A 7,027-nucleotide genomic window follows, 5' to 3' on the forward strand; every position below is an offset into this window, starting at 1 on the left:
GGTCCCGGCGGGCCGCGCCGCCCGAGTGGGCATGGCCGCCGGCCGGGAACCGTCCGTCGGCGAGCACCAGCAGCGCGGCGCGGCCCGCCGGGACCGATGGCGCGCCCATCAGAAGAGGAAGTAGCGCTGGGCGAGCGGGAGTTCGGCGGCGGGCGCGGGCTCCACCGGCTCGCCGTCGATGGTCACCGTGAAGGTGTCGGCGTCGACCTCGACCCGGGGCAGCGCGTCGTTCTCCCGCATGTCCGCCTTGGTGATCCGCCGGGTGTTCCCGATCGGCACGAACTCCTTGGCCAGGCCGAGCCGTTCGGGCAGTCCGTCCTCGATCGCGGCCCGGGCGACGAAGTTGAACGAGCCCGCCGCCGCCGCTCGGCCCAGCGCGCCGAACATCGGGCGCGGCAGCACCGGCTGGGGCGTGGGGATGGACGCGTTGGCGTCGCCCATCTGCGCGTACGCGATCTGCCCGCCCTTGATGACGAGTTGGGGCTTCACACCGAAGAACGCCGGGTCCCAGAGCACCAGATCGGCGAGCTTGCCGGTCTCGACGGAGCCGATCTCCCGGTCGAGGCCCTGGGCGACCGCCGGATTGATGGTGTATTTGGCGACATAGCGGCGCGCGCGGTGGTTGTCGGCCCGGCCGTCCCCGGGCAGCGCGCCACGGCGCTTCTTCATCACATGCGCGGTCTGCCAGGTCCGCATGATCACCTCGCCGACGCGCCCCATGGCCTGGGCGTCGGACGAGATGATCGAGATGGCGCCGAGGTCGTGCAGGATGTCCTCGGCGGCGATGGTGGAGGGCCGGATACGGGACTCGGCGAAGGCGAGGTCCTCGGGCACGGCCGGGTTGAGATGGTGACAGACCATCAGCATGTCGAGGTGTTCCTCGATCGTGTTGACGGTGTGCGGCCGGGTCGGATTGGTCGAACTGGGCAGCACGTACGGCTCGCTGACGACGGTGATGATGTCCGGCGCGTGCCCGCCGCCCGCGCCCTCCGTGTGGTACGCGTGGATCGTGCGCCCGGCGATGGCCGCGAGGGTGTCCCCCACGAAGCCCGCCTCGTTCAAGGTGTCGGTGTGGATGGCGAGTTGGGCGCCGGACTCCTCACAGACGCCCAGACAGGCGTCGATGACGGCCGGGGTGGCGCCCCAGTCCTCATGGATCTTGAACCCGAGCGCGCCGCCGCGCAGTTGGGAGCGCATCGCCTCGCGCGACATGGTGTTGCCCTTGCCGAGCAGACCGATGTTGACGGGAAAGGCCTCCAACGCCTCGAACATCCGGGCGAGATGCCAGGCCCCGGGCGTGACGGTGGTGGCCTTGGTGCCCTCGGCCGGTCCCGTACCGCCGCCGACCAGAGTGGTGACGCCGGTCGCCAGCGCCTGGTCGACGATGGTCGGGGAGATGAAGTGGACATGCGCGTCGATCGCCCCGGCGGTGACGATCTTCCCGTTGCCCGCGATGACCTCGGTCTCGGGACCGATGACCAGATCCGGGTGGACACCGTCCATGGTGTCGGGGTTGCCCGCCTTGCCGATCCCGGTGATCCGGCCGTCCCGTACCCCGATGTCGGCCTTGACGATGCCCCAGTGGTCGATGATCAGGGCGCCGGTGATCACCGTGTCGGGCGCGCCCTCGGCCCGCGTCGTACGCGACTGGCCCATCGACTCGCGGATCACCTTCCCGCCGCCGAACACCGCCTCGTCCCCGGCGCGCCCCGGCCCGCCGGAGCGGTCCTCCTCGATCTCGACGAACAGCTCGGTGTCGGCGAGCCTGATCCGGTCGCCGGTGGTGGGGCCGAAGAGATCCGCGTACACGGCGCGCGACAGCTCAGTCATCGAGAGGACCTCCGGTCTCTCCCCGCAGTCCCGGTACGACACGCCGACCGGCGAGGGGTACGAGTGCGATGTCGACGGGGATCCCGGGTTCGAAGCGCACGGCGGTGCCCGCGGCGATGTGCAGCCGCCTGCCCCGCGCGGCGGCGCGGTCGAACTCCAGTCCGGGGTTGGCCTCGGCGAAGTGGTAGTGGGAGCCGACCTGGACGGGCCGGTCGGCGACATTGAGGACGGTCAGCCGGGTGACCTCGCGGCCCTCGTTGAGGACCACGGGCTCGTCGGCGTACAGGATCTCTCCGGGAATCATCGGCGCTCCTGTCTCACACGATCGGGTCATGGACGGTGACGAGCTTGGTGCCGTCCGGGAAGGTGGCCTCCACCTGGACGTCATGGATCATCTCGGGGATCCCCTCCATGACATCGGCCCGGCCGAGCACCTTCCGTCCCGATGCCATCAGCTCGGCGACGGTACGGCCGTCCCTGGCGCCTTCGAGGATGTGCGAGGTGATCAGGGCGACCGCCTCCGGGTGGTTGAGCCGCAGCCCACGCGCCCTGCGCCTGGCCGCCACATCGGCGGCCACATGGATGAGCAGGCGTTCCTGTTCGTGCGGGGTCAGTTGCACGCTTCCACCTCATCGTCTCCGGCCCGGTGACGGCCGGGCGCAGCGGAACCCCAGCCAACATCAACACTCTGTTGAACCGCAACAGGGTGAGCGGGGCCGGGGTTCGCACGGTAGGGCGGAAGTTTTTCCGGCGCGTTAACTGGCCGCCGGTCCGACGGCGGACGGCGCGCCCATGGACATCAGGGCCCGCATGCCGTTCTGGAACACCTCGATCGGCAGCTCGCCGGACCCGTCGCCGAACAGCGCCTCCTGGGCGGCGAATCCCTGACACGTGGCGATCATGGTCCGGGCGACATCGGCCGCGGGGATGTCCGCACGCATGAGCCCGGCCTCCTGGTACGCCTCGACGACCTTGATCCAGGCCGCGCGCACACTCTCGTACCCGTCGCGCAGCACCGCCGCCAGCTCCTTGTTGCGCAGCGTCTCGGCCCAGACCTGGATCAGCAGGCGCGCGAAGCCGGCCGGGCCCTGCCACGTCGGCACGACGCCACCGCCCAGGACCCGGCCCATCACCTCACCGACCAGGGCGTCGGGCAGCTCGGGCGGCCGGCGCAGGGCGGCCTCCTCGAAGGCGTCCCGGATGAGGTGCAGCACCTCGGTGACGATGGCCCCGATCAGCTCCTCCTTGCCGCTGAAGTAGCGGTAGACGGCGCCCGCGGAGAGATCGACCTCGCGCAGGACGTCCTGCATCGACGTGGCGTGGAAGCCGTTACGGGCGAAGCAGTGCGCGGCGCCGTCGAGAATCTGCCGGCGGCGGGCGTCGAGGTGTTCCTGGGATACACGGGCCATGGCGCCAACGTAAAACGAACATTCTTTCTTGACAAGCGTCCCGCGGCACGGAGACAGTGGGCAAGCAAAACGAACGATCCTTCTCTTTGCGCGCTCCTTCAACCCGCCCCTTTTCGGCACCTTTTGGCAATCTTCGGCATCCTTCGGCACCACATGAACTCTGAATCGAGGCGCAGCATGTCCGCTCCGGCCGAGTCCGGTACGGCGACAACACGGCGGATGATCGCGGTGATGGTCCTGGTCCCCCTCGCCGTGACGCTGGCCCTCTGGGTCTTCGCCTGGCCCGCCGCCCGCATCGCCCCCCGTGATCTGCCGGTCGGAGTGGCCGGGCCGGCCGCGGCGACGGCTCAGCTGAAGAAGGGCTTCCAGCAGCACGAGGGGGCCTTCGAGGTTCACCGTTACGAGGACGAGGCCGCCGCCCGGCGGGCGATCGAGGACCGGATCGTATACGGCGCGGTGGTGGCCTCCCCGGAGGGAACGCGGCTGCTGACGGCGACGGCGGCGGGCCCCGTGGTGGCCCAGTTCCTCACCCAGGCCGTGACCGCGCGGGCACCGGCCGGCGCGGAGGTACCGGTGACCGATGTCGTGCCCACGCCCGCCGGGGACGCCCGGGGCAGCGTGCTGGGCGCGAGCGTGCTGCCGCTGTCGATGGCCGGCGTGGCGACGGGCGCGGTGGTGACACTGCTGGGGCTGCGCGGCGCGCGGGCGGCCCTCACCCTGACCGGCGCGGCGGCACTCGTGGGAGTCGCCGCCACCGCGGTGGCGGGCAGTTGGCTGGAGGCGCTCACCGGTGACTGGTGGACGCAGGCCGGGGCGATCGGGCTGACCGTTCTGGCCATGGGCGCGGGGGCCGCCGGGCTCGCCGCGCTGCTCGGACGGGCGGGGCTCGGTCTCGCGGGTCTGCTGATGGTGCTGCTGGGCAATTCGTTCTCAGGGGTGACGAGCGCGCCCGAGATGCTGCCGGACCCCATCGGGCTGATCGGGCAGTCGCTGCCGCCGGGCGCCGGGGGCTCGCTGATCCGCTCGGTCGCGTTCTTCGACGGCGCCGGGGCCGGGGCGTCACTGCTGACGCTCTCGCTCTGGGCGGTGCTCGGTCTCACGGCGGTGCTGGTGGCCGCCCGTGTGCGGCGGCCGGGCCCGGCCGCCGTGGCGAGCCGCCCGGCGGAACCGGCCCTGGTCGGCTGAGTCCGCCCGGCCGACGGCCGGCGATCGGGAAGAGGCCGCGCGCCCCCGCTCCGGCGGACGGGGGCGCGCGGCCTTTCCGTACGCCCTCGTCCGTACGTCCCCGTCCGTCGACCCGGCGGACCCGCCGGCGCTCCGGACCTATTCGCGCGGGGGCCCGTGGTGCTCCGAGCGGTGCCCGGGACGGGAGTCGGGGCGGGTCTCGGACCGGAGCTCGGGACGGTGCTCGGAGCCGTGCTCGGCCGCGATGCCGAACCGCCGCCGTTCGCCCGGAGCGGACGGCCCGGGACGGATCGCCGAGACAGCGCTGATCACCCGCTCCTCGGCCGCCTCCTGCCCGCTTTCGAGTCGTTCCAGGTCAGCGGCGGAGACCAGGGCGACGAGCGGCTTTCCGTGCCGGGTCACGACCACTCGCTCACCGCCGTACACGACACGGTTGATCAGATCGGCTAGCTCGGCTCGGGCTTGCGTCACCGGAATCTCGTAGGCCATGGTTCCATCATAACTGTCTGTACGTCCTGTACATTTTTTACAGGGCTGTGCATGAGGAGAGGTACGCCATGAACCGCCCTTCGGCCCGCTATGTCCTCCCCGAGTTCACCGAGCGGACGACCAACGGGACCCGCACCCTCGATCCGTACTCGAAGCTCCTGGCGGAGCGGATCGTCTTTCTCGGCACCCCTGTCGACGACACCGCGGCGAACGATGTGATCGCGCAGTTCCTCCATCTCGAGTACGCCGCGCCCGACCAGGACATCTGCCTGTACATCAACTCGCCCGGCGGTTCGATCAGCGCCATGTCCGCGATCTACGACACGATGCAGCTCGTCACCTGCGACGTGGAGACGACCTGTCTCGGGCAGGCCGCCTCGACCGCCGCCGTACTGCTCGCGGCCGGCACCCCGGGAAAGCGGATGGCGCTGCCCGGCGCGCGGGTCGTCCTCCAGCAGCCCGCCATCGAGGAGCCCGTCCGGGGCCAGCCGTCCGATCTGGTGATCCACGCGGAGGAGCTGCTGCGGCTGCGGGCCATGCTCGCGTCGCTGCTCGTACGGCACACGGGCCAGGGCGAGCCGCGAATCGCCGAGGACATCGAACGGGACCGGATCTTCACCGCGGCCGACGCGAAGGCGTACGGTCTGATCGACCACGTGGTCCAGAACCGCGGGACGTCCCTCGGCCCGACACACCCCTTCGGCTCCCCAGGCAGGAGGTGACACGCCGATGCTGCCACCGGAACTGCCCCCGCTGCCCGCGCTGACCCGCGCCGAGGGGGATCTCGTCGACAGCTACCTCCATGTCCTCGATCTGCTGGGCCGGATCAACCCGGCGCGCGGCTCGGACACCTACAGCGCACTGCGCGCGGCCCAGGCGCTCCCGGCGCAAGCGGTCGCGCTGCGGGACGCCCTGACGGCGATGCACCTGCGCGGTGAGACCGAGCTGCACGCGGCGACGCTCGCCCGTGCGCTGCGGGTCCTCGACGGCGAGCGACGCGCCGGGCGCGTCACGATGCCCCCCGAAGACACGACTTGAGCCCGTTCCGTTCCCGTACGGACGCGTCCGTACGGGAACGACTCGGCCTTTCGAGGACGGATCTTCTGGACGCGCCGGGGGACGCAAGTTGCGCGAAGCGGCCGGACGCGGGAAGCGGGCCTCAACTGCCGTGCAGGTACGGCCCTCATCGGGCTCCGGACCCCGGGTACGACACGCCGCTTCGCCACCCGTACGGATCAGACGTGACGAACTTCACATAACGTCGTTGCGTCTCGGAAATCATCTGATTACGCGTCAAGATCCCTGGGACGACAAGCCCCCGCCATCCACGACGGGGCGGTCCGGGCGGACGCCGAGTCCTGCCGCCGTTCCGGATGTCTGGTCGACAGGAGTGGATCGGCAGGAGTGGAGGACCCGAGCAGTACGGGACAGCCGCGTTCTCGTGTAGGTCGAGTACGAGGCCGGCCCTTGGGGTGAAGCCGCTGACGCGGCCGGGCATCTTCGCCTGTCCGAACCCGACAGGTCATCCTTCACAGGCGGCTGACGAAGGGTTGCGCATGAATGCGCAGACATATGTCCCGTCTCTGCTGTCCCGGGCCGGTGCCGTTTCGGTCCTCACCCTCGCTACGGTCGGGGGGACGATACTGGCACCGGGCGCCACGCCCGAGGCCCATGCCGCCGCACGCGCCGTCAAGGCACTCCGGGTGGCCGCCTCCAAAGAAGGCTCGCCGTACCAGTGGGGGGCCACCGGTCCCCATCGCTTCGACTGCTCGGGCCTGACGCTCTACTCGTTCAAGAAAGCCGGCAAGAATCTCCCGCGCACCGCTCATCAGCAGTACAACGGGACCCGCCATGTCTCGGCGTCCCACCGGCGCATGGGCGACCTGGTGTTCTTCCACTCGGGTGGCTACGTCTACCACGTCGGTATCTACGCGGGCCGCGGGAAGATCTGGCACTCGCCCAAGACCGGTGCCCTGGTGAGGCTCGAACGGATCTGGTCCCGGAGCGTCCTGTACGGCCGGGTGAACTGAGCGTGGCACGTCCTGGACCGGCCGGTGCGCGCCCGGCCGGTCCAGGACGGCCCTCCGCGACACCGCCGGCCCGCGCGGGCCGGC

General features: G+C 70.9%; 9 protein-coding genes. 4 read left to right on the forward strand and 5 right to left on the reverse strand.

Annotation, left to right across the window (positions count from 1 at the left end; translation table 11 throughout):
• Positions 1–108: 108 nt before the first annotated feature.
• From BFF77_RS29290 to BFF77_RS29305, 4 genes are all read right to left on the reverse strand, one after another.
• The gene (locus BFF77_RS29290; RefSeq protein ID WP_066955867.1) at positions 109–1,830 is read right to left on the reverse strand and encodes an urease subunit alpha; all 1,722 of its coding nucleotides are present in this window, start codon (positions 1,828–1,830) and stop codon (positions 109–111) included.
• Entirely contained in the window at positions 1,823–2,134 is a 312-nt protein-coding gene (locus tag BFF77_RS29295) for an urease subunit beta (protein WP_066955870.1), read from the reverse strand. The genes BFF77_RS29290 and BFF77_RS29295 overlap by 8 nt, the downstream gene beginning before the upstream one ends.
• A gap of 13 nt (positions 2,135–2,147) precedes the next feature.
• Positions 2,148–2,450: an urease subunit gamma gene (locus tag BFF77_RS29300; protein WP_066955873.1), complete on the reverse strand. Its 303-nt coding sequence runs from the start codon at positions 2,448–2,450 to the stop codon at positions 2,148–2,150.
• A 135-nt stretch (positions 2,451–2,585) separates the two neighbouring features.
• Complete coding sequence (locus tag BFF77_RS29305; protein WP_066955876.1) at positions 2,586–3,239, reverse strand: TetR/AcrR family transcriptional regulator; 654 nt, start codon at positions 3,237–3,239, stop codon at positions 2,586–2,588.
• 153 nt (positions 3,240–3,392) lie between these two features.
• On the opposite strand from BFF77_RS29305, the gene BFF77_RS29310 reads away from it, so the two are divergent.
• Positions 3,393–4,424: an ABC transporter permease gene (locus tag BFF77_RS29310; RefSeq protein ID WP_245703780.1), complete on the forward strand. Its 1,032-nt coding sequence runs from the start codon at positions 3,393–3,395 to the stop codon at positions 4,422–4,424.
• Between the two features lie 138 nt (positions 4,425–4,562).
• Here the strand turns inward: BFF77_RS29310 and BFF77_RS29315 are convergent, their stop codons facing one another.
• Positions 4,563–4,913, reverse strand: a complete 351-nt coding sequence (locus tag BFF77_RS29315) for a type II toxin-antitoxin system Phd/YefM family antitoxin (protein ID WP_079125596.1) — start codon at positions 4,911–4,913, stop codon at positions 4,563–4,565.
• 68 nt (positions 4,914–4,981) lie between these two features.
• Here BFF77_RS29315 and BFF77_RS29320 point away from each other — a divergent pair, with 68 nt between their 5' ends.
• The 3 genes from BFF77_RS29320 (at position 4,982) to BFF77_RS29330 (ending at position 6,943) form a co-directional block, all read left to right on the forward strand.
• Positions 4,982–5,635 carry an ATP-dependent Clp protease proteolytic subunit gene (locus BFF77_RS29320; RefSeq protein WP_066955882.1) on the forward strand — a complete coding sequence of 218 codons (654 nt, stop codon included), beginning with the start codon at positions 4,982–4,984 and terminating at the stop codon, positions 5,633–5,635.
• A 7-nt stretch (positions 5,636–5,642) separates the two neighbouring features.
• A complete protein-coding gene (locus tag BFF77_RS29325) occupies positions 5,643–5,951 on the forward strand; it encodes a hypothetical protein (protein WP_066955885.1) in 309 nt (102 codons plus the stop codon).
• A gap of 518 nt (positions 5,952–6,469) precedes the next feature.
• A complete protein-coding gene (locus tag BFF77_RS29330; RefSeq protein ID WP_066955888.1) occupies positions 6,470–6,943 on the forward strand; it encodes a C40 family peptidase in 474 nt (157 codons plus the stop codon).
• Positions 6,944–7,027 lie beyond the last annotated feature (84 nt).

The organism is Streptomyces lushanensis (assembly GCF_001700515.1).
GTDB lineage: Bacteria > Actinomycetota > Actinomycetes > Streptomycetales > Streptomycetaceae > Streptomyces > Streptomyces lushanensis.

Excerpts from the sequence above, each read along its gene's own strand:
- BFF77_RS29290 (WP_066955867.1), bottom strand. The coding sequence starts at position 1,830 with ATGACTGAGCTGTCGCGCGCCGTGTACGCGGATCTCTTCGGCCCCACC.
- BFF77_RS29295 (WP_066955870.1), bottom strand. The coding sequence starts at position 2,134 with ATGATTCCCGGAGAGATCCTGTACGCCGACGAGCCCGTGGTCCTCAAC.
- BFF77_RS29305 (WP_066955876.1), bottom strand. The coding sequence starts at position 3,239 with ATGGCCCGTGTATCCCAGGAACACCTCGACGCCCGCCGCCGGCAGATT.
- BFF77_RS29310 (WP_245703780.1), top strand. The coding sequence starts at position 3,393 with ATGAACTCTGAATCGAGGCGCAGCATGTCCGCTCCGGCCGAGTCCGGT.
- BFF77_RS29315 (WP_079125596.1), bottom strand. The coding sequence starts at position 4,913 with ATGGCCTACGAGATTCCGGTGACGCAAGCCCGAGCCGAGCTAGCCGAT.
- BFF77_RS29320 (WP_066955882.1), top strand. The coding sequence starts at position 4,982 with ATGAACCGCCCTTCGGCCCGCTATGTCCTCCCCGAGTTCACCGAGCGG.
- BFF77_RS29325 (WP_066955885.1), top strand. The coding sequence starts at position 5,643 with ATGCTGCCACCGGAACTGCCCCCGCTGCCCGCGCTGACCCGCGCCGAG.
- BFF77_RS29330 (WP_066955888.1), top strand. The coding sequence starts at position 6,470 with ATGAATGCGCAGACATATGTCCCGTCTCTGCTGTCCCGGGCCGGTGCC.